The organism is Paenibacillus sp. FSL H8-0034, assembly GCF_038000305.1.
Taxonomy (GTDB): Bacteria; Bacillota; Bacilli; order Paenibacillales; family NBRC-103111; genus Paenibacillus_S.
This window is the reverse complement of sequence record NZ_JBBOBS010000001.1, coordinates 378,206-402,357: the sequence shown is the minus strand read 5'-3', so window position 1 is coordinate 402,357 and position 24,152 is coordinate 378,206. Positions and strand designations below refer to the sequence as shown.

General features: G+C 44.2%; 22 protein-coding genes and 1 pseudogene. 7 read left to right on the top strand and 16 right to left on the bottom strand.

Features of this window, described 5'->3' with window-relative positions:
- Positions 1 to 37: 37 nt before the first annotated feature.
- Positions 38 to 586: pseudogene (locus tag NST47_RS01860) on the top strand (HD domain-containing protein); the annotation flags it as partial.
- A gap of 2 nt (positions 587 to 588) precedes the next feature.
- A complete protein-coding gene (locus NST47_RS01855; RefSeq protein ID WP_341153694.1) occupies positions 589 to 735 on the top strand; it encodes a hypothetical protein in 147 nt (48 codons plus the stop codon).
- Positions 736 to 806: 71 nt separating this feature from the next.
- Here NST47_RS01855 and NST47_RS01850 read toward each other — a convergent pair whose 3' ends face one another.
- The 10 genes from NST47_RS01850 to NST47_RS01805 all read right to left on the bottom strand — a co-directional run bounded on the left by NST47_RS01850 (position 807) and on the right by NST47_RS01805 (position 9,290).
- Positions 807 to 1,283 (bottom strand): YhcH/YjgK/YiaL family protein, encoded by a 477-nt coding sequence (locus tag NST47_RS01850; protein WP_341153693.1) that lies wholly within the window; start codon positions 1,281 to 1,283, stop codon positions 807 to 809.
- Between the two features lie 57 nt (positions 1,284 to 1,340).
- Positions 1,341 to 2,195 carry a MurR/RpiR family transcriptional regulator gene (locus tag NST47_RS01845; RefSeq protein WP_076233791.1) on the bottom strand — a complete coding sequence of 285 codons (855 nt, stop codon included), beginning with the start codon at positions 2,193 to 2,195 and terminating at the stop codon, positions 1,341 to 1,343.
- A gap of 67 nt (positions 2,196 to 2,262) precedes the next feature.
- Positions 2,263 to 3,141, bottom strand: coding sequence for an ROK family protein (locus NST47_RS01840; RefSeq protein WP_341153692.1), 879 nt, complete (start codon positions 3,139 to 3,141; stop codon positions 2,263 to 2,265).
- Positions 3,142 to 3,150: 9 nt separating this feature from the next.
- Positions 3,151 to 3,840 carry an N-acetylmannosamine-6-phosphate 2-epimerase gene (locus NST47_RS01835; RefSeq protein WP_341153691.1) on the bottom strand — a complete coding sequence of 230 codons (690 nt, stop codon included), beginning with the start codon at positions 3,838 to 3,840 and terminating at the stop codon, positions 3,151 to 3,153.
- A 26-nt stretch (positions 3,841 to 3,866) separates the two neighbouring features.
- Positions 3,867 to 4,709: a carbohydrate ABC transporter permease gene (locus NST47_RS01830; RefSeq protein ID WP_341153690.1), complete on the bottom strand. Its 843-nt coding sequence runs from the start codon at positions 4,707 to 4,709 to the stop codon at positions 3,867 to 3,869.
- A gap of 13 nt (positions 4,710 to 4,722) precedes the next feature.
- Positions 4,723 to 5,598, bottom strand: coding sequence for a carbohydrate ABC transporter permease (locus tag NST47_RS01825; RefSeq protein WP_341153689.1), 876 nt, complete (start codon positions 5,596 to 5,598; stop codon positions 4,723 to 4,725).
- A gap of 66 nt (positions 5,599 to 5,664) precedes the next feature.
- Positions 5,665 to 7,083, bottom strand: a complete 1,419-nt coding sequence (locus NST47_RS01820; protein WP_341153688.1) for an ABC transporter substrate-binding protein — start codon at positions 7,081 to 7,083, stop codon at positions 5,665 to 5,667.
- 8 nt (positions 7,084 to 7,091) lie between these two features.
- Entirely contained in the window at positions 7,092 to 7,751 is a 660-nt protein-coding gene (locus NST47_RS01815) for an SGNH/GDSL hydrolase family protein (RefSeq protein WP_341153687.1), read from the bottom strand.
- Entirely contained in the window at positions 7,751 to 8,659 is a 909-nt protein-coding gene (locus NST47_RS01810; protein WP_341153686.1) for a dihydrodipicolinate synthase family protein, read from the bottom strand. The genes NST47_RS01815 and NST47_RS01810 overlap by 1 nt, the downstream gene beginning before the upstream one ends.
- A gap of 289 nt (positions 8,660 to 8,948) precedes the next feature.
- Complete coding sequence (locus tag NST47_RS01805; RefSeq protein WP_341153685.1) at positions 8,949 to 9,290, bottom strand: zinc ribbon domain-containing protein YjdM; 342 nt, start codon at positions 9,288 to 9,290, stop codon at positions 8,949 to 8,951.
- Positions 9,291 to 9,531: 241 nt separating this feature from the next.
- Here NST47_RS01805 and NST47_RS01800 point away from each other — a divergent pair, with 241 nt between their 5' ends.
- The 5 genes from NST47_RS01800 to NST47_RS01780 all read left to right on the top strand — a co-directional run bounded on the left by NST47_RS01800 (position 9,532) and on the right by NST47_RS01780 (position 17,280).
- The gene (locus NST47_RS01800) at positions 9,532 to 10,227 is read left to right on the top strand and encodes a response regulator transcription factor (protein WP_341153684.1); all 696 of its coding nucleotides are present in this window, start codon (positions 9,532 to 9,534) and stop codon (positions 10,225 to 10,227) included.
- Positions 10,220 to 11,224: a sensor histidine kinase gene (locus NST47_RS01795; protein WP_341153683.1), complete on the top strand. Its 1,005-nt coding sequence runs from the start codon at positions 10,220 to 10,222 to the stop codon at positions 11,222 to 11,224. Before NST47_RS01800 ends, NST47_RS01795 begins: the two co-directional genes overlap by 8 nt.
- A gap of 100 nt (positions 11,225 to 11,324) precedes the next feature.
- Complete coding sequence (locus NST47_RS01790) at positions 11,325 to 12,086, top strand: ABC transporter ATP-binding protein (protein WP_341153682.1); 762 nt, start codon at positions 11,325 to 11,327, stop codon at positions 12,084 to 12,086.
- Positions 12,076 to 14,028 carry an ABC transporter permease gene (locus NST47_RS01785; protein WP_341153681.1) on the top strand — a complete coding sequence of 651 codons (1,953 nt, stop codon included), beginning with the start codon at positions 12,076 to 12,078 and terminating at the stop codon, positions 14,026 to 14,028. The genes NST47_RS01790 and NST47_RS01785 overlap by 11 nt, the downstream gene beginning before the upstream one ends.
- Before the next feature lie 114 nt (positions 14,029 to 14,142).
- Complete coding sequence (locus NST47_RS01780) at positions 14,143 to 17,280, top strand: ATP-binding protein (RefSeq protein WP_445667436.1); 3,138 nt, start codon at positions 14,143 to 14,145, stop codon at positions 17,278 to 17,280.
- A 122-nt stretch (positions 17,281 to 17,402) separates the two neighbouring features.
- Here NST47_RS01780 and NST47_RS01775 read toward each other — a convergent pair whose 3' ends face one another.
- The 6 genes from NST47_RS01775 to NST47_RS01750 all read right to left on the bottom strand — a co-directional run bounded on the left by NST47_RS01775 (position 17,403) and on the right by NST47_RS01750 (position 24,052).
- Complete coding sequence (locus NST47_RS01775; protein ID WP_341153679.1) at positions 17,403 to 18,518, bottom strand: response regulator; 1,116 nt, start codon at positions 18,516 to 18,518, stop codon at positions 17,403 to 17,405.
- Positions 18,518 to 20,248, bottom strand: a complete 1,731-nt coding sequence (locus NST47_RS01770; RefSeq protein ID WP_341153678.1) for a sensor histidine kinase — start codon at positions 20,246 to 20,248, stop codon at positions 18,518 to 18,520. Before NST47_RS01770 ends, NST47_RS01775 begins: the two co-directional genes overlap by 1 nt.
- Positions 20,249 to 20,709: 461 nt before the next feature.
- Positions 20,710 to 22,242, bottom strand: a complete 1,533-nt coding sequence (locus tag NST47_RS01765) for a malate:quinone oxidoreductase (RefSeq protein WP_341153677.1) — start codon at positions 22,240 to 22,242, stop codon at positions 20,710 to 20,712.
- A 522-nt stretch (positions 22,243 to 22,764) separates the two neighbouring features.
- On the bottom strand, positions 22,765 to 22,890 hold the full coding sequence (locus tag NST47_RS01760) for a hypothetical protein (protein ID WP_341153676.1): 126 nt from the start codon (positions 22,888 to 22,890) through the stop codon (positions 22,765 to 22,767).
- Positions 22,891 to 23,099: 209 nt separating this feature from the next.
- Entirely contained in the window at positions 23,100 to 23,549 is a 450-nt protein-coding gene (locus NST47_RS01755) for an SRPBCC family protein (protein WP_341153675.1), read from the bottom strand.
- The gene (locus NST47_RS01750) at positions 23,546 to 24,052 is read right to left on the bottom strand and encodes a MerR family transcriptional regulator (RefSeq protein ID WP_341153674.1); all 507 of its coding nucleotides are present in this window, start codon (positions 24,050 to 24,052) and stop codon (positions 23,546 to 23,548) included. The genes NST47_RS01755 and NST47_RS01750 overlap by 4 nt, the downstream gene beginning before the upstream one ends.
- Positions 24,053 to 24,152 lie beyond the last annotated feature (100 nt).

The following is a 24,152-nucleotide window of genomic DNA, read 5'->3' as shown; positions in this document are numbered from 1 at the left end:
ATGCTGTATTCAACTGCCTATGAGGAAGCCCTTTATGATGTCGAAATCCATTGCTGATATTCGTATTCCTGACAGTAAGCTGGCGATTGGCGCGGCTGAATTGCTTCGTAAGCATGGTGATACCCTATTATGGAACCATTCTCACCGTGTCTATCTTTACGGAGCTCCTCAAGGCCAGAATGCGGGAGTCAAATTCGATCCCGAGCTTCTTTATATTAGCGTACTGTTTCATGACTTGGGGCTTACCCCCAAATATAGCAGCCCTGACAAACATTTTGAAATCGACGGGGCCAATGCAGCCAGAAGCTATCTTCAGCAGCACGGAGTTCCCGATGAATCGATTCGACTTGTATGGGATGCTATCGCCCTGCATACGACCATCGGGGTTGCCCAGTATTAAGAGCCCGAAGTGGCGTTAATCTATTCAGGAGTAGGCTATGATGTGATGGGTGAAAACTTTGGCAGCATCTCGGAGGACATACGTGAGAAGGTGGTTGTTGCTTTCCCGCGTGATAATTTTAAAACAAAAATATTGCCAGCATTCCTTGAAGGCTTTAAACATAAGCCGGAAACGATATTCGGGAATACATGATCAAAATCAAAAATCCCTCTTTCCACAGACAAATCGGAGTGGTCCATCACAAGGAAAAATATATGGGTTACGCTGCTCGTGAATTCATCGATTTATTAAAGAAAACGACAGAAGCTTATCATTTGCTGCTTCCATCGACGTGACCTTTACAGTAGGCTTCCTCCAGCTTAAAATAGCAAAAGCCCAGTACCTTAATAGATACCGGGCTGCGAATTTAGGATTTAAACAAATCGACATGAATTTTCACTACGGCCTTCTTGATTTTCGTTTGCTGCCCCTGCCCCATGCCGGGTCTATGAATATCATTTGGGAAAAAGACGGCATACATTCCAGGCTTGAGCTGGAGCAACAGCTCGTCCGGCGAAGGCTCATACAACGCGTAATCCTGTTCACTGTCATAAGGCTTTACGATTTCAACATCGTCCCGAAGTGCAAACCAGCCGATCGTCTCTTCGCCTTCGATCAGGTAATGGATGTCGATATACAATTCATGTTTCTCCGCAAGCTGCTCTTGCATGGGTTTGGTATCGAATTCCATAATCGTCGCATATATCTGGTCACCCTTGATTTCAATTCGTCCTGTATCGGAATTTTGTTTGAGGATTGTATTCAGTTGCTCTATCGCCGATACGATAATCTTATGCTCGAAGGTGGCTTGATTTTCCCATAATGACATTGAACCTATAATCATAACTGATTCCTCCAATTGCGTATCTCAGACAGCATTTCATTCAGTAATGGCACATTATCAAAGCAATTTAACAGTCACGGACGCAGCCGTGCTTTCCTTATTTCTAATGGACTCCTCATAATCCCTTTTGAAATATTCAACATAGAGGAGATCCAGCAAATAGAGCTGTGATATTTTCGCAGATAAGGAACCGCCCTGCAAAGGGCCTTCGTTCGCACCGCACAGCAGCGTAAGGTCCGAATAGGAAGTGAGCGGGGACTTCTCGAATCTGGTAATGGAAATGATTGTCGCGCCGCGTTCTTTTACCTTTTTGGCCACCTCGATGGTATCCTTGGTAGAGCCGGAATATGAAATAATCACGGCAACATCCCGTTTGGTCATTAACGCCGCCGACATCATCTGAAGATGCGAATCGATCGTACATTCCGTTTTGTTGGTGATGCGCATAAACTTGATTTTTGCTTCCATAGCCGTCATTAACGAAGAGCCGACACCAAAAAAGATGACCCGCTCCGCTTTAAGCAGATGGTCTATGGCTTGATCCATTTTGGCGATATCGATTAAATTAAACGTTTCGTTGAGCGCACTTATATTCGTTGCCAGCACCTTGGAAGCCACCTGATCGATCGTATCATTCATCAGAACCTTGTCCGTGAGCTGCGGAATTTCATTCTCCACCGTGATGCTATGTGCCAGTGCAATCTTGAAATCCTGATACCCTTTATAGCTTAAGGACCTGCAAAACCTGAATATACTGGATTCACCCACTCCACAGACATCCGCAAGGTCGGTAATGGACATGTATACCACACTTTTCGCATTTTCCAGGACATGGTCCGCTACTTTTTTTTCCGTATTCGTCAGGTTATTGTACTTGGAATGTATCGTAGTAAAAATATTGACTGCACGCACCCTATCACCTCTTTTAATCCTCAGGATTCAGACGCTCGGGGCTTCAGGGATTACAGCTGCGCGACATTCATCGTAAAAATAGTGATGCCGCACCTAATAAGCCAGCCTTGTTCCCAAGTGATGCCTTAACTATCTTCACGTCCGAGAAACTCTCCATAATTAAATCCTTGGTTTGTACCTCGACTAGACGAACCAGCTCATCCTGCTCCATCACTCCGCCACCAACAATAATAGCCGATGGATTAAAAATATGAATGAGTGATGCTAAACCAACGGCTACCTCGGCCGTCCAGGCGTGTACAATTTGCTGCAGCTTATCGTTGCCTGTTCTTATTTTATCAAATAAAACTTTCCCGTCCACACATTCCGGATCTGCTTGCTTGGCCATTCGGATTAAGGCTGCCGTTGAGGCTGAGGTTTCATAGTAAGGTTTACTTGCTCCGCCGTTCATTTCCGGTAACGGACGCGTAAAGATATGCCCAAACTCCGCGGCCACACCGTTCGCTCCACGGTATATCTGATGATTAATAACAATAGCACCGCCGATCCCTGTACCAAAAGTAAGACATAAGAAATCTTCAAACGATTTGGCTGCACCAAAGTAAGCTTCTCCGAGCGCGGCGGCATTGACATCATTTTCTACCTTAACCGGCGTGTGAAATCGATTTTGCAGCGTCTCACTAATCTTCATCCCTGTGTAATTGGGAATGTTTTCGTTTGCATAAACAATATAACCTTCTTCGGTATTTACTTGTCCAGCCGTACTGATGGCAATAGCATCGTAGTCAGCATACGCTGACAGCTGGGCAAGCAAATTATCCATTACATGAGGGCCTCCCAAATGGCTTTCCGTAGCATATTCCTTAAATTCGACGATAAGTCCTCGTTCATCGCAAATGCCCATCTTGGTATTGGTTCCGCCGATATCCGCCGCTAATATTTTCATAGCCATCGGTTATTGAACAGCCTTGATGAATTTTTTCGTGATTTCCATGGGTCTTGTAATGGCCGACCCCACCACTGCCGAATAAATACCCAAGTCAAATAATCTTTTCAATTCCTCAGGTGTCGAAATGCCACCCTCTGCAATGATTGGAACGGATAACGTATTTACGAGCTTCTCGACCAATTCAAAATCAGGCAAGGACCTGTCCTTCGTCGCTTTCGTATAACCGCTTAATGTAGTTCCTACAGTGTCAAATCCAAGCTCAACAGCCATAATCGCTTCGTCGTAAGTTGAGCAATCTGCCATAAAGAGCTGGTCTTTATACTTCTCTCTTACTTGCGAAAACAGCTCTGACAGCGTCAAGCCATCCGGTCTCGGGCGATCCGTCGCATCGATCGCGATCATATCTACGCCTTCATGGCATAGCGCATCGATTTCCTTCATGGTAGGTGTAATAAATACTTCCGATCCTTCGTAAACTCGTTTAATGATCCCGATGATCGGTAAATCCACATGCTTTTTGATTTCCTTAATATCGTCCACGCTGTTAGCTCGAATTCCCGAAGCTCCGCCCAAATAAGCCGCATACGCCATTCTTCCCATAATAAATGGGCTATGCAGCGGTTCTTCAGGCAAGGCTTGACAAGAAACGACCACTTTTCTTTTTATCATATCGAGTATATTTCTGTTTGTATACATCTGCTTCCAACTCCACACCTATAAATTTATTCCTTGACTGCACCAGCCGTCATTCCTTGGGTAAAGTAACGTTGGAATAACACAAAAATTAATAGCATCGGAATTGCGGCAACAGTAGCGCCCGTCATTTTATATGCAAAATTCGGATTTAGATCCTGCATCAACGTTGCGGTACCCACCATCAAGGTTTTCATATTTTTCTCTTGCCCTACGACAGATTGCCATAAGTAATCGTTCCATACTTGAACGAAATTTAATATAAACAACGCCCCGATGCCAGGTTTGACAATGGGCAGCATGATTTGCATGAAGGTTTTCCATTCCCCGGCCCCATCAATTCTTGCCGCTTCTCTTAATGCATTCGGAGTCGCATCGAAAAAACCCTTTAATAAAAATACACCAAAGGCAGTAGCGACGTTCGGCCATATCATCCCGCTGTAGCTGTTGACCATCCCGAATTGCTGCGTAATCCGAAATAAAGGCACAATCATAATTTCTTTAGGAATCATCAAGCTCGCGATGAAAATAATGAATATGGTATCTTTACCTTTAAACGTAAGTTTTGAGAAAGCGTAAGCGGCCATCGCCCCTACGGCGATAACAAGGACTGTGGTAACACCTGAAACAAATATGCTGTTGAATGCCCATCTTAAAGCCGGCTGGCTTTTAAACACATCCACATAGTTGGAGAAAGTAATGGTTGTAGGCCACCAATCGGGCGGCATCTTCACAACATCCGAGCTGTTTTTTAGAGAACTTGTTATTAACCAATACAAAGGAAATAAATTGAAGAGTGCAAGGAGAAAGATGATCACATTCGATATAATATCAAATTTCTCCAACTTCTTTTTATTTGTTGTCTTCGCCATGCTGACTCCCCCCTTACTTATCCTTAATCAAGCTTCTTAACTGCGGCAACGATAACAACAACGTAATCACAAACATAATGACCCCTACCGCAGAAGCCACACCAAGTTGATTAAATTTAAAGGCGTTATTATAAAGATAGTACATCAATGTCACTGAGGAGTTATTCGGTCCCCCGCCTGTTAAGAGCTGGATAACAACGAATATTTTCAAAACCCCGATGATGTTGATGATCACAATATATAGGGTCGTGGATTGAACAGAAGGAATCAGGATTTTGAAAATAACTTGCCATCTGCTGGCGCCGTCCACTTCCGCAGCTTCAAACAGATCTTTAGGAACGCCGAGCATCGCGGCGATATACAGGATAATCGCTTGCCCAACATTTGTAGCGAATGTTACGAATATAATAACCGGCATAACCGTTGTTGATTTCCCAAGGAGATTAACCGTACCTAAACCCATTTCCTTAGAAAAATAAGAAATAAGTCCATTAGCAGGATTCAGCAAAAAGCTCCACACCATGCTCATGACGACCATGGATACCATTACGGGTACATAATAGCTTCCTCTAATGAATGAGACGTACTTAGCATTTTTATCGAATACAGCAGAAGCTACAAACATTGCAAATCCAACCGTCAATATGACGATGAACACAACGAACACAATTGTATTGAAGAGCGCTTTAAAAAATACAGGATCGTTAAACAGCGTTACGTAATTGTCCAGTCCAACAAACTTCTCACTTTGATAAGTGATCCGATACATGCTAAGCCTTATACCTTCAATAATCGGATACACCAAAAAAATTAGGAAAATCAGCATCTGCGGAGAAATAAACAAATACCCGGTGATATTATCTTTGATGGATTGATTACGAATTCTCATATCGTTGGACCTTTCTAATTACCAGCCTTAGGACCCTCGTTGATCCCAAGGCTACTAATCAATTATTTATTTTTTTTGGTAAATCACCGAATCTGCTTTATTGGTTTGAATGACCTTGTTCCCTTTAGACTGATAATCCTTCACGACCTGTTCAGGTGTTTTGGCTCCCATATACAAAGCTTGAAGCTCTGGATACAAAACTTCTCTTAGTTGGCTGTATCCCGGAACATTGCCAGTGAAATTAAACAAATATTTGGAATTCGCATCGTAAGCTGCAAAGAGCGGCTTCTCTTTCTCAAATTGCTTAGCAACGGAGCTTCTTACAGGAATGCCGTTCTTGGAGGATTTCACCAATTCCGGATCGGTGGAGAAGAATTTAACAAAATCTTTTGCCACTTCGACCTTGGTCTGATCTTTATTTTGGAATACAGTGGCTCCAGCCACATACGTGAAGGATAGCGGGTCTCCGCTTTCAGACGGAATGTTGGCAAGTCTTGCATCAAACTTCGTCGTTTTGCCGCTAGCCATATCCGTTTTCGCATTGTTGAACAAGATCGGATTCGTGAAGCTAATCGCAAGCTGCTGATTCAAGAACATCCCGTTAGCATCATTGGATGACACCGATTCAGGACCTGGATTCGTATAACCCGCGTCTTTGATTTTCTTCAACCACGCTGCAGCCTTAGCACCCTTTGCATCATCGAGAACAATATTCCCCTGGTCATCAAAGAACTTGTTTCCAAACATTCTCATATAAGCAAGGTTCCATGTATCGCCTTGGTTATTCACAGCGAATAAAGACATCGGGTAAGCATTGGAATACTTATCTTTCGGCAGGTTGTCTTTAAGACCTTTCAAAATTTGTTCGTATTCATCTAAAGTCCATGTTTTAATATCATTTTCTCCGCCGACGAACTTCTCCAAGCCTGCGGCTTTAAACATATCGGCGTTGTACACCAAGGTCCCGGGACTATGTTGGAACGGATACATATAAATATCTTTTCCGAAGGTAACTGCATCCCAAAAGGTTTTAGGAATATCGCTTTTGGCTGCGTCATCCACAATGTCGGTCAACGGTACCAAAGCACCACGGTGGACATAATCGCCCATTGTAAAAACACCTTCATAAAATACATCCGGAGCCGTACCGCTGCTCAAATTAACGTTGAGAAGCTGATCACGCTGATCTCCGGCGATAACTTCCACCTTGATTGTTGTATCATACTTCTTGTATTGTTTCGTAAATTTATCAGCTGCGTATTTCAAAAAACTGTCATAGTCGGCGCCTGGTTCCGTAGCATCCAAGACACCTTTCCACTGAGGAGTCAGCCAAACCTTAAGCTCTACTTTTTTACCAGTAGAAGTCGATCCCGCATTGGTACCGGTTCCACTATTAGCTTCGTTATTGCCGCCTGAACAGCCAGCAATAACCGAAGTCAACATCATCAACGCGCCAGTAGCAGCAAGTAGGCGTTTTCTTTTCATGTATACATCTACCTCTCATTTAAAATACTTGTGATTTGACCCCGCACAAATTTCGCCATTTGACGATGCCCATCCTTATCCAGATGCATATAATCAATTTCATTCATGACAACCTCTGCTTTGGAATCGGCAAAATGAATGTCCGTTCCCTTCAGCAGATCGTTCAGATGTTCTGCGAGCTCCAACGATTTTTGACTGCAATGAGTTCCCATTGATTTGCCTATTGAGGTGTCCACATACTTCTCACCTATTGGAGGCGGGGCAATTACCAGCACCTCTGGAGATTTACCATCTATACCTGACGTAGTTCCTCTAGCTTTCTTCGCCAGTCGAACAATGCCTTGAGCAATATTATAAGAAGTCAAATGAAAGCGAGCTTTCGTGTCGTTGGTTCCGAGCATGATGACAACCAAATCCAAGGGTGAATGCGACATCAGACATGGACACAGATAGGATAGTCCTGACAAGCCTTCGAACAAGGGATCTTCATTTACACTCGTTCTACCGCTGAGGCCCTCTTCGATAATACGGCATGAGCTGCCAAGCTCAGCGGCTAGAAGCCCCGTCCATCTTGTCGCTTCATCGAACCTAACGTCCGTTTCGGCGTTGTAGCCCCAAGTGTTCGAGTCCCCGAAGCATACAATCGTCTTTTTCGTTAATGACCTCATTAGCAATAGCGTTGAATGGCCTGATCGATCATCACAATAATCTCATCGATTGGACCTGAATCCTCGCTGGAAATGCCTTCGAGTGGCGCTCTTACACTACCTACATTTACGCCTCTTCTATTGAGTATTTCTTTGATCACGGCGTACATCGACCCATTCTGTGAGCACAATGCAATAATGATGTCGTTGATATCGCTCTGGATGTGCTTGGCTTCCTCAAACTTGCCTTGCAGGATGAATTGATTAGCCTGGAGGAATAGCTCCGGCATTGCTGCATAGGTGCCGCCAATCCCGCCATCAGCGCCCATGATTCTTCCAGCCACATACTGTTCATCCGGGCCGTTGAATACGATAACATCGTCTCCGCCTGTTTTTTTGAATCGTTCAATATCCATCGTCGGCATCGAGGAATTTTTGACGCCAATCACCTTTTTGTTAGCGAGCAGCTTCTCGAACAAGGATGTCGTTAACGTGTAGCCCGTAGTTTGCGGAATGTTATAAATAATAAAGTCCAGAGGCGTTGCTTCGATAATATCCGTCCAATATTTAAATACAGAACGATCGGGAAGCTTGAAATAAATCGGTGGTATGGCAGATAAAGCATCGTATCCCAAAGCTGCCGCATGCTTGGCCAATTCAATACTGTCTCTCGTAGAAGGTGCTCCCACATGAGCGATGAGCGTCATTTTACCTTTCAAATGATTCGCTACATAGCTAAGTACCGCTTTGCGTTCGTCCAGGCTTTGGTAGATGCACTCGCCGGAGCTTCCTCCGACATAGACCCCCTGGACCTTTTTTTCGTACAAATAATCACACAGAGCTTGGGTTCTGGCTTCTGAGATATCTCCTTGATCGTCATAGCATGCATAAAAGGCCGGTATAATTCCATGGAACTTTTCTAATTTCAATGAATTCCCCTCCTGTAGTTTTTATAATGTGAGCATAAATAACATATCACAATTTTTTGAGTCTGTAAATTAATTTCACCAATAAATATATTATGAAAATTATTTCCTCCTAATTAAAACCTCTTGATGTAAATTCTCGGTAACGGATTTCCGGGAAAGGCATTATTTCGCCTGATTTATCCCTTATTATGGATCATTCATTCCATCCCTATGCAGCATTCCAATAGGAAAAAGCCCTTCAAATTAAAGGGCCTCCAATACTTACCTGTTCTGTTGGGTTCAGCTGATTTTATATTTTTTTGACAAATTCGGATTTTAATTTCATAGCTCCAAAGCTATCAATTTTGCAATCAATATCGTGATCCCCATCAACTAGACGTATGTTTTTGACTCGTGTTCCTATTTTGATGACGGATGAGCTTCCTTTTACTTTCAAATCCTTGATGACCGTTACCGAATCACCATCGTTCAAGATATTACCATTTGCATCTTTAACAATCCTTTTATCTTCACTATGTTCGGACTCCGATTCTAAAGTCCATTCATGCGCACATTCCGGGCAAATCAATAAACTTCCATCCTCGTACGTATATTCGGACTGACATGCTGGGCAATTTGGTAAATTAGACATGATTGGGTGTGCTCCATTCCTTATTTTGATAGATTTAATATCCCTGTTCCCGATTATACACGAGTATGTTCGGCATCCTGCTCAAGTTGATTCCTCCATGATGAATTGATGTCTGTTCATGATAGCATACTTTTATGGTTACATGGATGACCTTGCGATTGGGGAACAAGCCCTCTGTGGCATACCCTAAGATTTTACTATACAATTACCATAAATCAATCTAACTGTGTGGTGAAACGATTTGTTCAAACTCTTATTAATCGAAGATGACACAACGCTGTTTACTGAGATCAAGGATCGATTGTCGCAGTGGTCCTATGATGTATATGGGATTACGGATTTCAGTAAGGTCATTCAGGAATTCACAGAGATCAAACCCGATCTGGTCATTATTGATATTCAACTACCAAAATTCGACGGCTTTCATTGGTGTAGAATGATTCGGTCCCATTCGAATATTCCGATTATATTCCTGTCCTCTCGCGATCACCCAACGGATATCGTCATGTCCATGCAGCTGGGCGCAGACGATTATATGCAAAAGCCCTTTCATTTTGATGTGCTTATTGCCAAAATACAAGCGATACTTCGACGTGTATACAACTACAATACAGACCCCGTCGAGCTCAAATCGTGGTGCGGCGCAGCTGTGGATTATGAGAAAAATGTAGTATCCAATGAAGCAGGCTCGATTGAGCTAACCAAAAACGAAATTTTCATATTAAAGCTGCTTATCGAGAAGAAGAATAAGATCGTAAGCCGGGATGAGCTCATCAACAGCTTGTGGGAGGATAAACGTTTTATAAGCGATAACACCCTTACTGTCAATGTAAATCGTCTGCGTAAAAGGCTGGATGAGCTTGACCTGGGACGCTTTATTGAGACGAAGGTCGGGCAAGGTTATATGGCTACTGAAGAGGCGAATTCGTTTGATTAAAACGTATCTCATCGAAAGACGCAGCTGGATTCTGCTTTTTATATGCCAGCAGCTGCTGATCCTCTTCGTCGCTTATATGGATCCGACCATCCCGCTCCCATCCATCCTCTATATGGTGTTTTTATCGATGATCGTGTTTACAGTCTTTTTGATGTTTCGTTATCATACTGAGACCCGTTTCTATAAAAGCCTGGAAGAACGGGACAACAATCTCGATTTAACAAGTATCGCCAGTCCGGAAAGTCCATTCGAGAAAATTATTGATACCAGTATGACGAACCAAATCGAGCTCCTGAAAAGGACCGCTTCACAGAACCTGATCACTCTGGAGGAAGAAAAGGATGACTTGTTAGCCTGGATTCATGAGGTTAAAACGCCGCTGACAGCGATGCACCTCATGATTGATCGCTTGGACGACGACATGATGAAAACACATTTAACTTATGAATGGCTGCGCATTCATCTTCTGCTCGACCAGCAGCTCCACCAAAGACGCATTCCGTTTATAGAAAATGATTTGTTTATCGAGCACACCGATCTGGAAACGATTATTTTCAACGAAATCAGAACGCTGCAGTCGTGGTGTATTCAAAAGGGGATCGGCTTTGACATTCAGTTAGAAGCAGCGGAGGTGCTTAGTGATGCCAAATGGCTGGCCTTTATCCTCAGACAGCTCTTAACCAATGCCGTGAAATACAGCTCAGCATCCGACATCATCGTCAGAAGCTATCAGCGAACGGATCAAATCCTCGTCGAGGTGCAGGATAGTGGACGTGGCATTGACCCCAAGGATCTGCCGCGCATATTCGATAAAGGGTTTACCTCCACAGCCATGCATCAAGACCATGCCGCAACAGGCATGGGGTTATATCTAGCCCACAAGGCAGCACAGTCGCTGCTCATCCATATCCAGGTACAATCTGTGGTGGGAGAAGGAACAACGTTCACCTTAACGTTTCCACAAAAAAATGAATTTGTTCGGATCACAGGCGTGTGACAACAATGTCACATGCTTTGTTGTTTTGTTCGGTCAATCGGAGGATAAGAAAGGCAGACTCTCTTATAATAAGACCAATGAGACAAGGGAGTGTATTGATATGATTATTTTGGAAGCTAATAAAATTCACAAAAGCTATGGCAATAAATCGAATCAGCAATCCGTATTAAGCGGTCTGGATTTACGGATTGAGAAAGGTGAATTCGTCAGTATCATGGGCGCATCCGGCTCAGGTAAAACGACATTGCTTAACGTTCTCTCATCGATTGATAAGATCAGCAGCGGCACCATTAAGATTGAAGGCATCGAAATTTCGGGCATGAAGGAAAAGCAGTTAGCCGAATTTCGTAAAAATCATTTGGGCTTTATTTTTCAGGAATACAACTTATTAGATACGCTGACCGTCAAGGAAAATATCCTTCTGCCGTTATCCATCACCAAGACATCCAAACAAGCAGCCGAGCAGCGATTCCAAGCCCTTGCGACAGAACTGGGGATAGTGGATCTGCACAATAAGTATCCGAACGAAATTTCCGGCGGGCAAAAACAGCGTACCTCGGCTGCACGGGCTTTTATTCACGAGCCCAGCCTTATTTTTGCTGACGAACCGACAGGTGCACTGGATTCCAAATCCGCTTCGGATTTATTAAATAAGCTGAGCGAATTAAATCAGACAAGAAAGGCTACCATTATTATGGTAACTCACGATCCGGTAGCAGCCAGTTATTGCAGTCGAGTCATCTTTATCAAGGATGGGCAAATTTATACACAGCTCAATAAAGGGGAAGAAACGAGACAAACGTTCTTTAAAGATATCATGAAAACCCAGGGTGTATTAGGCGGGGTGCAGAATGAGTATTAATCAGCTCATGCTTCGCAATCTGAAAAAGAATTTGAAAAATTATTACCTGTATGTATTTGCCTTAATCTTCAGTGCCGCGCTTTATTTCGCCTTTGTCACCTTACAATATGACCCCTCGATGGAGCAATTAGAAGGGTCTATTAAAGGGGCCGCGGCCATTAAAGCAGCATCTATCTTGCTTGTCGCCATTGTTTTCATCTTTCTTTTATATGCCAACAACATCTTTATCAAACGACGCAGTAAAGAAATTGGCTTGTTCCAACTTATAGGGATGACCAAAAACAGGATATTTTGGATCTTAACAGCCGAGAATTTTATCCTTTATTTTGGATCCTTACTGTTAGGAATCTTTGGAGGGTTTTCCGTTTCCAAATTAATTATTATGATTCTCTTTAAAACGATAGGTGTCGATGCTATCGCAGCCCTGTATTTTTCTTACCAGGCACTTATTCAGACACTGATTGTATTTTTTATCATTTATCTCTTCATCATGCTAATGAATTATACGTTCATCCAAAGACAAAGTATTTTATCTCTATTTAGAGTGACCTCCCTGACAGAAGGCAAATTAAAAAAAGTGTCCCTCCTTGAAATGATTATCGGAATGCTTGGGATCATTCTGATCCTTGTTGGCTATTATCTATCTTCCAAATTATTCGGTGGAGACTTCACTACAATGAATCAGCTCTTCTCGGCGATGATTGTTATTCTCGGGTCCGTTATATTCGGGACTTATCTTTTTTATAAAGGTTCTGTCAGCTTTATATTTAATATCATTCGAAAAAAGAAACAAGGTTATTTAAACATTAATGAGGTATTGTCGCTTTCCTCTATTATGTTCAGAATGAAATCGAATGCTGTGTTATTAACCATCATTACAACCGTATCCGGGCTTGCCATTGGTTTATTGTCGTTAAGCTACATTTCGTATTACTCCGCTGAAAAGTCGGCTGAATTGTATGTTCCTGCAGATTTCTCAATCACCAATACCCAGGATGCAGAGAAATTTAAAAAAGCATTAACTGCCAATCATATTGGGTACACAGACAAAACCGTTGATGTCCTACAGGTAGCCGTTAATACAGAGAAAATCATGGACACCAATCTAAAAGAAATGAATGCAAAGTTTGACCCGAAAGTCATGACCCTACCTGTTATTAGTGAGCGTGCCGTCGACAATATCCAGCTGTCCGCTGATGAGACGCTTTTCACAGACTCCAGTGGCATGCTGCAGAAATTCATGCCCATGAAGGACGCTGGAGCTATTGAATTGAAGGGCCAGCATGAGGTCATTCCACAGCAATATAAACGGCTCCATATCGATGCTCCTATATCGGGTTATTTCACGAGCGGCGGCTTGCCCGTTGCCATTGTAGACGAAGCCATATTTGAGCGCTTGAAAAAAGATCTCAATCCAGCCATTCAAATAGCCTCTTCCGTGTATATCGGCATTGAGATTCAAGATAAGGCTATGGTTAAAGCAGCGAATGCTCTGTTTAACGAGATGAGCTTTGACGATAACAATGCCTTCGATTCGCAACTCGGAATGAGCCACCGTCAGAAACAAAATATGGGACTGATCATGTTTATTGTTGCCTTCCTCGGACTGACCTTTTTGATTACATCCGGCTGCATTCTATATTTTAAACAAATGGATGAAAGTGAAGATGAAAGGTCGAGTTATACGATTCTAAGAAAGCTTGGCTTCACGCAGAACGATTTATTACAGGGCATTCGGGCCAAGCAGGTCTTTAATTTTGGAATCCCCTTGATCGTAGGGCTGCTCCACAGTTATTTTGCCGTCCAATCCGGCTGGTTCTTTTTTGGCTCTGAGCTCTGGACTCCGATGATTATAGTCATGATCCTCTATGCAGCGCTGTACTCGATTTTTGGGATACTGTCCGTATTTTATTACAAAAAGGTGATTAAAGAGGCACTTTAATAAAAATGACACAAACCCCAGACCCTAAGGCTCTGGGGTTTGTGTCGTTCAATTCGGTATCTTAATAAAGGAAATAGAGGAATAAACACGATTTATGTAGAATTTCCTTGTATGATGATGCGAATATACAATAAAACCACGCTAACCTATATAGCCATAATTCTATTATTTCTTACCATTCTCCTCGGCCTGCGATGGGCTTGGTCCGAAACCTTCTCGACATCGGAGCACCCTCCTATTGTCCAAGGTGTACTCGACATGCGCGGTATGGACTTAACGAATTCCCCTACAATCCCGTTAAATGGTGAATGGGCGTTTTACCCTGCTAAACTGGTTTCTCATCAGGATGTGCGGTTGGTAGAGAACGAATCGCGTTATATTCAGGTTCCGGGAGACTGGAGCAGTGCCCTGACGAATGGATCCGGTTCGTCGTATGGGTACGGAACGTATCGATTGCGTCTTTTAATCGATCCACTGGAGCAGCCTGTCGCTTTTTGGCTTCAAGGAATCCAAGCTGCATCTGCTGTCGAGATCAATGGGCTGGTTGAGGCCAGTATTGGAAAGCCTGCCGACAACGCTCGGGACTACAGACCGAGAAAAGTCTCTTACACAGCCTCCTACTCGGTGGAAGGCACTCAAGAGATTGAACTACTCATACGAGTAGCTAACTTCGACGATCCCTACAACGGCGGTATTCTGCGCACCATTCGCTTTGGCTCTCAGGCAGCGATTGACTACGTGCGTTGGTATTCCATCGGTTTTCAGCTGGTTTCGTTTATTATTTTGCTGCTTCACGGTTTATACGCAAGTCTTCTCTATTTATTTAATCCTCAAGAAAAGGCTTTGTTGTTTGTCGGTCTGTTAACGCTGGCGGTTGGAGTTTCGGTTGTGGTCGGGCATGATAACCTGCTCTTATTATGGCTGCCGATTAATTATACGTGGGCACTGAAAATCAAGCTGCTCTCCCTGATGTGGCAAACCTATTTTATTCTTCTTGTGTTCAGAAGGTTCGCTTCGGCACCTCCACACAACAAGTGGTTGCGAGCATACACGGTAGTGCTCATTTCTTATTCAGGATTATTATTGGCCGCATCGGCTCCACTGGTGAATGGGATGGTTGAGCTCAAGATATTCGCCATTTTCTATTTATTACCTTTTATTTGGTTTGTTTATACAATAGGAACCATGATCTTCAGGAGGCCAGCCGACAACGACACCGTTTACTTGCTGTTATCAGCATCTGGCATTGTGTCTAATTTTCTGTGGAGCTTATGGGATTCTATCCGAGAGTTTACGATCGTTTACTATCCAATGGATATCATAGCCGCCATTATTGGATTTTCTACTTATTGGTTTAAGCAATACTTCCGCCATTCCAAGGAAAATACCAAGCTTAACGAGCAGCTGCAAAAGGCGGATAAGCTGAAAGATCAATTCCTCGCCAATACGTCGCATGAACTGAGAACGCCGCTGCACGGCATTATGAATATCGCTCAAACCGTTGCAACTAAAGAGAAAGCTACTATGAATGAGCAAAGCCTTAAAGACATGGAGCTGCTCATCACTATAAGCCGCCGCATGTCGCACATGCTCGGTGATCTTCTCGATGTCGCTCGGCTCCAGGAACACCGCATCGTCCTGCAGCAAGAGCCCCTGCAGATTCAATCTATCGTTCCCGGCATCGTGGGTATGCTCAGATTTATGATAGATGGCAAGCCTATCCAACTACATATAAATATTGCAGAATCGTTGCCCCCGGTTATGGCCGATGAGAAAAGACTCGTGCAAATTTTGTATAATTTATTGCATAACGCTCTCAAATATACGGAGGAAGGACAGATCTCCGTTTCTACCGAGATGCGGGACGAGCATGTCCTCATCCATGTCTCCGACACCGGCGTCGGCATGGACGGGGAAACACAGGTACGGGCGTTTCTTCCTTATGAACAAGGTACCTATGGAATAAGCGATGGGAGGGGCATCGGACTCGGTTTAAGCATATGCAAACAGCTGGTGGAATTGCACGGCGGCGCATTGACTGTTCGCTCCGAGCTGGGTAAGGGCTCCGTATTCAGCTTTGATCTGCCGTTAGCGAACATGTCGAATCTCTCTTTGTCGCAGCAATCTCCTCCTCTCCGCCAACTAGCGGATCGAATTGAAGCCGGTCCCGCAGGCTTTGTTTTTCCAGACACCGCAATCGGTGAATTGGCAGCTTCCGTACTGATCCCGCCGCTATTGAATGACGGTATGATGAACATACTTGCTGTTGATGATGACCCTGTCAATCTGAGTGTGCTTACAGGTATTCTTTCCGCAGAGCCCTATGCCATTACGACAGCTACATCAGCACGCGAGGTGTTGGAATTACTCGGTACCAGGCCATGGGATCTCTTGATTGCCGATGTCATGATGCCGCATATGTCCGGCTACGAGTTGACGCAGAGAGTCCGGGAGCATTACTCCGTATCGGAGCTTCCGGTATTGCTGTTGACTGCACGCAGTCAGCCTGCTGACATTTACACCGGATTTTTGTCGGGAGCCAACGATTATGTGACCAAGCCAGTGGACGCGCTGGAGCTCCAATACCGAATCCGGGCACTGATCACGCTGAAGCAATCCATCCATGAACGTTCACGCATGGAAGCCGCCTACCTACAGGCACAAATTCATCCTCATTTTTTATTCAATACACTGAATTCGATTATGGCGCTTAGTGAGATAGACACGGAAAAAATGCGAGATCTCGGTGAGGCCTTTGCCTCCTTTTTACGGATCAGCTTTGATTTTCTAAGTACGGGGGAACAGGTCGAGCTTTCCCGTGAGCTGGAGCTTGCCGAAGCCTATTTGTATATTGAAAAAGTACGCTTTGAGGACAGGCTGTCCATCGTATGGGAGGTGGAGCCCTGCATCAACTTGCTTCTTCCCCCGCTTTCCTTACAGCCGCTGATTGAAAATGCGGTCAAGCACGGCGTCCTGAGTCAAAACAAAGGCGGCACAGTTCATATTCGGATCACCTGCCAAGACAGTTTCACGCTGATTGAAGTACAAGATGATGGCAGGGGGATGGAACAAGAACAGGCTAATCAACTGTTGAGTCCAACAATGAAGGGAAAGAGGGGAATTGGACTTTCCAATACGAATCGACGATTGATACAATTATACGGTAAGGGCTTGTCTATTCGCAGTAAGCCCTATGAAGGTACTACCGTTTCCTTTGCTATTCCGAATAACCATAGTAAGACGAATTATTGAATCGGCAAGAACCTTAATTACTCGGTTTCTGCCGATTGAGCCGTATCATAGCCTGTTTCTGAAATCAAGTCTCTCGGGCTCTCAACCCAATGAGTCAAAAATATCTCTTGCTCTACGGGACATCATTGATATTGTTCATATAGCTTTTGTATAACCAAGGATGGCTGCAGGCCGAGTTCCTGGTGCAGCAATTGTGTATGGCGCTCATAATAGCGATGCAGGGATTGACGATCGCCCATAGCCCCTACGATATTCAGCAGAAGAAGATTGGACTCCTCGTCAAATTCATTGTGGGATACCATTTTTCTCGCAATATGTACTGCTTCTCGATATCTCTGCTGGGCTAGCAGCCAGCTTGCGAGACGCTTGGCAAAGGCATCGTACACGATCATTAATCGTTCTCGCTCCGCAGCAGCCCATACAAACGATCTGTCCTCAAACAGCTCACCTGCAAACTGTTTCTCCAAAGTGATTGCCGCTGCTTCATTTGCTGCATGAATTTCCGATAATGCCCCTACGGCCTGCTCAAATCGAATGAAATCAACATCTGCTTGATCCAAATCTACACGATACTGTTCTTGCGCAGAAATGACCATCTCCTTGAACCCATGCTGTGACAACGCTTTCCGAAGCTGATAAACCGCCGTATGGAGGTACGTCTCCGCATTTTTAACAGGCATCTCAGGGAAAATATCCTCCAAAACACGGATTTTGGCTACACTTCGGCCTCGATTAACGAGCAAATAAGCGAATAATTCCATGCTTTTCTTGGAAATCCATTTCACAGCACCCAATTGCTTGCTGCTGACCTCGAAGCAGCCCAGTCCCCGAACCGTCAGGCGATTAAATTTGAGGTCGCCACCATCAGAAGAAGAAGTACCGCGTCTGCTGGACGCTCTAGTAATAGTCTGGGCTAGTCGCATTCTGGAAACAGGCTTAACCATATAGTCGAGTGGATAAACATCGTAAGCCTGAATCGCAAATTCCGCATGGGAGGTTGTAAACACGATCTCAAGTTCTGCACGAACCGAACGCAAGCTGCGAGCCAGCTCTAATCCGTTGTCCGCAGCGATCTGGATGTCCAGGAATGCGAGATCCACCTCGCTGTCCCGAATGAAGTCGAGCGCCTCTGCCGCACTCTGGAAGCTTCCAACCAGCTCCACGCCTTCCATATTCGACAGCAGTCGCTTCATAGCCAACAGCATCGCAGGCTCATCGTCAACAATGAGAACCTTCATCAATCTGATCCGCCTCTCATAGTGAAGTGAAATACGCTTCCTTGCCCTGCTTGGCTTTCCACCCATAGACTTCCGCCGCTTAGTTGTACAAACTGTCGGCTTACGAGCAGTCCAAGTCCCGCCCCCTTCTCACCCAAGGTGCCTGCCACTGAGTTGAGCTGCTTTTCGCCAAATAACTGTTGAACCTGCTCCTCATCCATACCTACCCCGTTATCGCGGACGGAAATGGTCACCATGTCCCCCGATAACTGGGCATACACATGGACTGAACCTCCCAGTCCGGTAAATTTAATGGCGTTTGATAACAAATTACGAATAATTAAGCCAAGTGCTTCCCGGTCAGCATACACACGAGTGCCTACGGCAATCGTATGAGTCACATCGATATGTTTGGCCTCACTTTTAATATGCAGCATATGGCAGCATTCCTCCACAACCTCAGACAAATCCAATGACTGTGGACGAAGAGATAAATCTTCCCTCTGGCTGCGAAACCACTCTAACAAATTGTTGGCCATTCCGAGTGTATTACGAATCTGGTCACCGAGCATCTCAATGATTTCCCGATGTTCCCTATCGAAACGATACCTATCTTCTTCTAGCAATTCCACTAGTTGAAACTGCAGCGCCAGTGGACTGCGAATATCGTGTGATACGATCGTAAACAGTTGATCCTTCAATTGGCTCAGCTGTGCAATCTGCTCCAGATGCCGCTGCTTCTCCGTAATATCAAAGATAAGAGAAATGCTGCCTTGTCCCTGCTTCCCCAGTATATGTAACGGATATATGTTCACATTGTAGATTTTTCTTTCTCCATCCAGCCATGCGTCAATCTCGACACGGCCCTGTTCCATTGACATGCACAGCTTATGCCACTCCGGCCAGGACGCCAATAATTCCGTCATATTCCGACCATAAATAGAGGTGTAACCCAACTCTGCAAACCATTCGGCGGCCTGTTTATTACTATCGATAATCTTTCCCGAAGCATTCGCGATCACAATACTTTCCTGAAGTGTATCTAACACAATATTTCTGGCAATGGGAACGGTAGAAAAAAATTTGAGTCGCAGTGTAATGACGAGCATTAACATACCTGTAAATCCACAGTAAACTGACAACGGAAGCAGCCAGGATGACCATGCGGGCTTCACCGATTTCACAATCTCAAGAACAAGCGGAAATGAGGACAGAAACAGCACCAACATTCCCGGCTTACGAAAATCGTTACGGATATTCCGTATATACTGAAATATAAAATAAATACATACAGCCAGAGTACTATAACAAATCATAACGAACGCGATTGAATAGGCGGTTCTTGTCGTGACTAAATGTCCGTCATAGAGCTGAATGGTGCGATATGTCAAATGAAGTTCAGGGTCGAACCACATAAGAAGCGACCAGAGCGCGAACCCTACGAACAGCATGACCTTCCATCGTACCCTCAATATCTTTTCATGACCGGTCAATTCATGTACGAACAAAATCATAAAAGGTATTATAAAATTAAGCGCCGTATACTGAATATTGTGAAAAAACAGCTTCTCCATTAATAAATAACTGCTTTTCTCCAGAATGACGCCACTTGAGTAAATAAGCCTGCACACGATCACACCGATAAAATAACTGACTCCGCGTGCTTTTCTAAACCTGTATGCAAAAAATAAAATGATGCACGTCATGATCACGGAGGCAATCATAAAGACAAGCTCTACTGTAGAATTCATGAGGTAAGCCCTTTTAGTATGACGTAAAAAGAATTTTGCTATATTTTCCTTTCAATTAATATAGTAGTATACGAAAACATAGAGCGCAAGACTTGAACATAGAGAGAATGACATTTCAGACCGTAGATAACCAATCTGAAAAATCGTATAGCCCGTACTGCTGCTCCAGCAGAGTCAAAAGCTTCCTTTTTAATGCTGAACATAGAAGAAAAGAGGATGTCCCTCACCATTTTCATGGCTTTTGAGACACCCTCTTTCGAAGACTACGTCTATATGCGGTTGGCGGGCCTGAACCTGGGACACCGATGCCCCGCGCACCTGATATAATGGGCTTGCTGAGTCGTAGATGTAACAATTGGCTAACAGTCATCCCAATTATCTGCTGTCGATTAAACCAACAAAGGTAATTGAAAAACATAAAGAAAAAGCATAAGCTGCTTATACGGCAACTTACGCTTAATTTATGCTTCCCTTACCATACGTTTTTTTAGACTATTCGCATTTGCTTGCTTTTTATCTGTCAAGCCAAGCGTCTGCGCGGTTGAAGTATGAATTTCGTCAATAAGCTCTGGGTTTTTCAACAGTGACACGCCATAAGAAGGAATCATTTCTTTGATTTTCGGCCCCCACGCTTTGATATGCTGCGGAAAGCATTTATTGATGATTTCCAGCATAACGGAAACCGCGGTAGAAGCACCCGGAGAAGCGCCGAGCAATGCAGCTATCGAGCCATCGGCGGCATTAATAACTTCCGTACCAAATTGAAGCGTTCCTTTGCCCGCAGCTGTATCTTTAATGATTTGCACGCGCTGACCTGCTACCAGTAACTCCCAATCCTCGCTCTTGGCGTTCGGGACAAATTCCCGTAATGCTTCCATGCGCTTTTCTTTCGATAACATAACTTCCTTGATCAGGTAGGTGGTCAATGGAACGTTTTTTACACCTGCTGCCATCATCGTTACGAGATTATGCGGTTTTACGGAAGTTATCAAGTCAAACATAGAACCGTATTTCAAAAACTTTGGTGAAAAGCCGGCAAACGGTCCAAAGAACAACGATTCTTTATTGTCGATAAATCTGGTGTCAAGATGTGGAACCGACATTGGCGGAGCACCAATCGCAGCTTTACCGTATACTTTGGCACGATGCTTGGCTACGATATCGGGTTTCTTACAGACCATAAATAGTCCACTTACCGGAAATCCACCAATACCTTTTCCTTCAGGAATACCGGATTTTTGCAGCAAATGCAGGCTTCCACCGCCGCCACCGATAAAGACGAATTTTGCAGCATGGCTTTCAACGGTACCGTTATCGACATTACGCACTTTCAATTCCCATGAGCCATCGCTAGTACGTGTAATATCATCAACATTATGTTTGAATTTTATATCGACATTTTTACTTTTCAAGTGGTCAAACAATGTACGCGTTAAAGCGCCAAAGTTGACATCCGTACCGGATTCAATTCTTGTAGCCGCTATAGGTTTATTGGATGTCCGGTCTTTCATCATAAGCGGAATCCATTCCAGCAGCTTTGCCGGGTCATCGGAAAATTCCATGCCTTGAAACAAAGGATTGTCAGACAGCGCTTCGTAGCGATTTTTTAAAAACGTGACATCTTGTTCCCCTTGTACAAAGCTCATATGAGGCACTGGCACGATAAAATCACGCGGATTGCGTATCAGCTTGCTGCTAACCAGATAAGACCAAAACTGCTTTGAAACCTGATACTCTTCATTAACTTTAATAGCTTTGCTAATATCTATAGATCCGTCCGGTTTCTCGACGGTGTAGTTAAGCTCGCACAGTGAAGAATGCCCCGTTCCCGCATTATTCCATTCGTTAGAACTTTCCTCTCCTGCGTTTTCACGCCTCTCTAACACTGTAATGTCCCAGTCCGGTACTAGTTCTTTCAGCAGCGACCCCAAAGTAGCACTCATGATTCCAGCACCAATTAAGATAACGTCTGTTTTAGTTTGTCTGTTACTCATTTTTACCGTCCTTATGCCCTAAGATTTACAGAAAAAATGTAGGCGCTACGAGCATGGTCGCGACCTAATGTAACATCTTTTCTGGATCAAATATAACCTACTCATAGTGTACCACTATTAATTGTAGATTAAAATATTAAAATTTACTATTATATGATAGTTGTAAGCAAAAAAAGAATCGACATTTATTATATGCGAATGGATGACTTTATTTGACCTTATTTCAAATATTGGGCAAGGTTTTCTTTTAAATTTCCGTACTTCCGTACTTCCCCGGAATGTGCCCGAATTCAACTAGCCTTCCAGAAAAATGAACTGTCATTTGTGATAAGGTTCTCCGCGCCGCGCACTGCTCCTGCCCGAACCGTCATTTTTTCCAGCAAGATAGCAACAATGGATTGCCAGCGATGAACGGCTCGCATCCATTTATTTTTTGCTTTTCTGATCATATATAAGTAACCGACAATAGCAAGCAAGATTACAAAACTAGAAATTCCTCAGTAAATATGCTGGTCACCAATCTCATCGATCAAAAAATAAATACCGTGCGCAAAAAAACAGCCCCAAGTTCACTTTAAGCTTGCCAGCCGCAATAGCGCCGATTAACGCTGGAAATTCGGCAACATACCCGGCAGTTGCTACCACCACCTTGATAGGCTGTCATCTCTCAACCTCCGTCCTCCCATTTCTAAAATAAAAATCGCCGTCCGATTCCCAACAGGGAACGAAAACGGCGACAATTTTAGAGTCATCACATAACTGGCAGTTCTAAGTAGATATTACTTTGCAAAGCTAATAGGCCAATTCCGCCAGTACCTTGCCAAGCCGACGTAGCAATAAGTTCATTTCACCTATTGTCATGTTCCTTCCTCCCCTTCTACCACCTTACCCAGTGCGTCCAACATAACGTTTGTACCGTGTTCCCGTACTTCCAGCGTATCGTGTCCGTCAAAGAACGCACCTTGCTCCGTGAAAATCAGCTTCGTACCGCCCTCCACCTTGATAAGCTCGACCGTAGTGATCGAGACGGAGATACGTATGCCGTCCGCATCCAGGGTGTACGTATAGACAATGCGCTGCTCTGGAACAAGCTCCTGGTAGCTGGCGTCGAAGATGAAGATCGGCCCTTCCGGCGGCCCGCCGCTGCTGTACTCGCGCCCGCCAACCTGGAAATCGAAGATGTCTGGCTTCGAAAACCACCTGGCCTTGGCAATCGGGTCGGCCCATGCGTGATAAACCCGCTCCGGTGAAGCGGCATAAGTCCGCTCGACGACGAAGGTTCCATGCTTGACAAATCGTTCGTTCATTGATTTTCCTCCTTATGTTTCGGAATTTCGCTCTCTTCGGCAAGAAAGTCTCCCAACAGGTCCAAATGTCGCTCCCAACTCGTTTGCCGCTCAATAACCGGTTTCTCAAATCCCACCTTCATCGCTTGCAGAAGGCTCGTGAAATCTTCAACCGTTAATTCTGCCTTGCCCTGCATAAGCTTGGATACATAACTGAGCTGCTCCAATAGTTTCTGCTGAAGTTTGATCTGTCCTTTGATTTGGTTTATCTGCAGGTTGACGATCTCAAGCGGACTGATCTGCCCGCCAATGAGAGCCGACTTAATCTCCTCAAGAGATAACCCCAGCTCCTTAAGCGATAATATCTGGTGCAATCGCGACAGGTCCAATTCATTGTAGAGTCTATGGCCGGATTCCGTTTGTCCCGACGGAGGGAACAACCCGATTTGATCATAAAACCGCAAGGTTCGTACGGTAAGCCCCGTCAGCTTGGCGAGATCTCCGACCTTCCAATGTCTCTTCATGAACCATCTCCACTCCTTGGCGCTAGCTATGTACCGTTAGCTCTATTGTAAAACATTACGTTACGTAAGGTGCAAGCAAAATCGTGATGATCTACCAGAA